At 69.6% G+C, this 2,900-nt stretch carries 1 protein-coding gene and 1 rRNA gene; both read right to left on the bottom strand.

Annotated elements, in window-relative coordinates; all coding sequences use genetic code 11:
* On the bottom strand, positions 1-2,180 hold a 2,180-nt coding region (locus HG543_RS52890; RefSeq protein ID WP_169352561.1), incomplete at its 3' end, for a protein kinase domain-containing protein.
* Between the two features lie 602 nt (positions 2,181-2,782).
* Positions 2,783-2,899: ribosomal RNA gene (gene rrf / locus HG543_RS52885) — 5S ribosomal RNA — on the bottom strand.
* Between the last annotated feature and the right edge of the window lies 1 nt (position 2,900).

Here is a 2,900-nt window from a genome sequence, read left to right as displayed (position 1 = left end):
GGGTTGGCCTCGGGCTGGGCGGGCTTGGAGGGCGGCTCCTGGGCGGCGGGCTTGAGCGTGATGGACTCCGCGGTCTGCTGCCCGGCGACGACCTCCACCAGCTTCTCCTGGGGCTGGTGGCCGGGCGCGCTGGCCGCCACGCGGTACGTGCCGGGAGGCAGCGACAGCAGCGTGTTGAGCTCGACCGGCTCGCCGTTCACCTTGAGGCTCGCGCCCTCCGCTGGGGTCACCAGGAAGGTGATTTCGCCCACCGAGGGGCGCATCGCCACCGCGGCGATGGCGACCAGCACGAGCACGATGCCCGCCGCCGCCGCGAACAGCACCGGCTTGGGGAGCTGCTTGCCTCCCGCGGCCTTGCCCTTCTTCTTGGCGGGGACCGGCTCCTTGGCCTTGACCTTCGCGGGCGGCGCGGTCTTCGCGCCCTGCTTCGCGACGGGCGCTGGCGGCAGGGAGCCCGTGCCCTCGTCTTCCTGCGCCTCGCGAGACTCGTCGTAGGTCGGAGGGCCCTCGTCGCCGTACTCGTCACCGGCGTCGGGGGCAGCGTTCTCGTAGTCCTGCGGATCGTCGTAGCCCGACGGCTCAGGCTCCTCGCGGAGCTGGGGCGCGCGCCCGCTGCCGCGGGCGTTCCTGGCTCTCGCCGGAGGCAGGGGGATGTCGCCCGTGGCATCCTCCTCTTCCGGAGGCGGCGCCGGGCGCGAGCGCGCCGGAGGCGCGGTGGGCGCGGGGCCAATCATCGTGGCGCCCGCGTAGGCCTCGCCCTCCTCGTCGTTGCTGATGACGACCTGGGCCTTGGGGCCGCTCTTGCCCTTGCGCGCGGGAGGCTCCGGCGGGGCTTCGTCCTGCGAGTAGTTGAAGGCCGCCGCGGTGCCGCTGCCGCCCTGGATGGGGTTCTCGGAGCGACCGGTGATGCTGTCGTCCACCACCACGCTGCTGTCGGCGATGCGCGTCTCGGGCGCGCGGAAGGTCTGCGTGGAGTCGACAATCTGCGTCTTGTCGGCTCCGCCGCCGTCCATCTCCGCCAACTCCTCCTCGGTGGGCGGCGGGATGTAGCCGGGAGCGGGCTGGGCAGGCGCGGTGGACGCGCGGCCCGCGGGAGTCCCCGTCACCACGACGGCCGGCGGCGGCACCTTCTTCTGCGCGTGGGAGCCCGTGCGCTGGGAGACGGTGGGCGGCGGCACGGTGACGCCGGAGGTTTCAATCTGGTCCGGGCGCTCGATGGAGGCATAGCGCTCCATCTTCTCCGCCTCGCGGAGCATGTCCTCGGCGAAGGCCTCCTTCATGTAGGAGGACAGATGCTTGGACGAGTAGATGGCGTCCCCGGCCAGCAGGAAGCGCATCAGGTCCTCGGCCAGGTCGGAGGCCCACTGGTAGCGCTCCTCGGGCTCGCGCGCGAGCGCCTTGAGGACGACCTTCTCCAGCCCCGGGGGGATGTTCGGGTTGAACTGGCGGGGCAGCGGGACGTCGGCGTTGCGCACCTTCTCCAGCGTGGAGAAGTCGGACTCGCCGACGAACAGCTTCTCGCCGGTGAGCATCTCGTACAGCAGCACGCCGACGGCGAAGATGTCGCTGCGCCGGTCGATGGGCATGCCCCGGACCTGCTCCGGGCTCATGTAGCCGAACTTGCCCTTGAGGATGCCGGCCTGCGTCTTCTGCGAGCGGTTCGCCGCCTTGGCGATACCGAAGTCGATGACTTTGACCTCGCCCTCGTACGAAATGAGGATGTTCTGGGGCGAGATGTCGCGGTGGATGATGTGGAGGTCCTGCCCGCGCGCGTCCTTCTTCCGGTGCGCGTAGTCCAGGCCGTCGCACATCTTGGAGGCGACGAACACCGCCTGGGCGGTGGGCATGATCTCCTTGCGCCGCCGGTAGCGCTCCAGGATGGTCCGCACGTCGCGCCCGGCGACGTACTCCATGGCGATGAAGTAGGTGTCGTCGTGCTTCCCGAGCTCGTGGATGTGCACGATGTTGGCGTGGTTCAGCTGAACGCTGATCCGCGCCTCGTCGATGAACATCGTGATGAACTCTTCGTCCTCGGCCATCGTGGGGAGGATCTTCTTGATGGCCAGGATGCGCTCGAAGCCCTCGACGCCGAAGGCCTTCGCGATGAACACCTCCGCCATGCCGCCGACGTTGATGCGCTCGAGGAGCAGGTACTTCCCAAAGAGAGTCGGCTTCTTCATCTCGTGGAGCTGCCCGGCGCCGGGGGGTCACCGCGGCAGGCGGTGCACAAGACCGGGCGGAGGACTGGACTCTAGTCGCAGCCCCAACGGCGAGTCAAACTCGCACCCACCCCTGAAAGCCCAAGGAATCCGGTAGCTTGAGCCCTCCCCGAGCCCGCCTGGATCCGTCACGAGGCTGACGTTTCCGCGACGCATGGCGGCAGCGCCGGCTCCCCGGAGCCGAGCACCCTGCCGCCGACTCCGCGAGCGCGGCCGGAGGATGGTCGTGGAGCCCTTCCGGTGGCTGGGGAACGGGGTGACGGGCGCTGTGTAGCGGCGCCTGTCGCCGATGCCCACGGGCAGCCGCACGAGCTCGGGAAGCGGGCCTGATCCGTCCGGATGGGACGGGACCGTTACGAGGACCCTCTCGCGCGTTCTGTCGCGAGGTGAGCGGGCAACGGAGGTGAGCGGGCAACGGAAAGGCCAGGTCCGGCAACCCGGCGGGACCGCGGAGCCACGCGCGTGGGGCCAGGCCTGAGGTCAGACCCGGCGGGGCGGAAAGACAGACCGCGGAAAAAAGAAAACCCCCGGTGCCCAAAGGGCACCAGGGGTCTTCAAAAAGAATCCGGCAGCGACCTACTCTCCCGCGCGGTTTCCCGCGAAGTACCATCGGCTCTGGAGGGCTTAACTTCCGTGTTCGGGATGGGAACGGGTGGAACCCCTCCGACATAGCCACCGGAA

The organism is Pyxidicoccus fallax, assembly GCF_012933655.1.
GTDB classification, from domain to species: domain Bacteria; phylum Myxococcota; class Myxococcia; order Myxococcales; family Myxococcaceae; genus Myxococcus; species Myxococcus fallax.
Note: the sequence above shows the minus strand (reverse complement) of the source record. Positions and strands in the feature narration are given on the sequence as shown.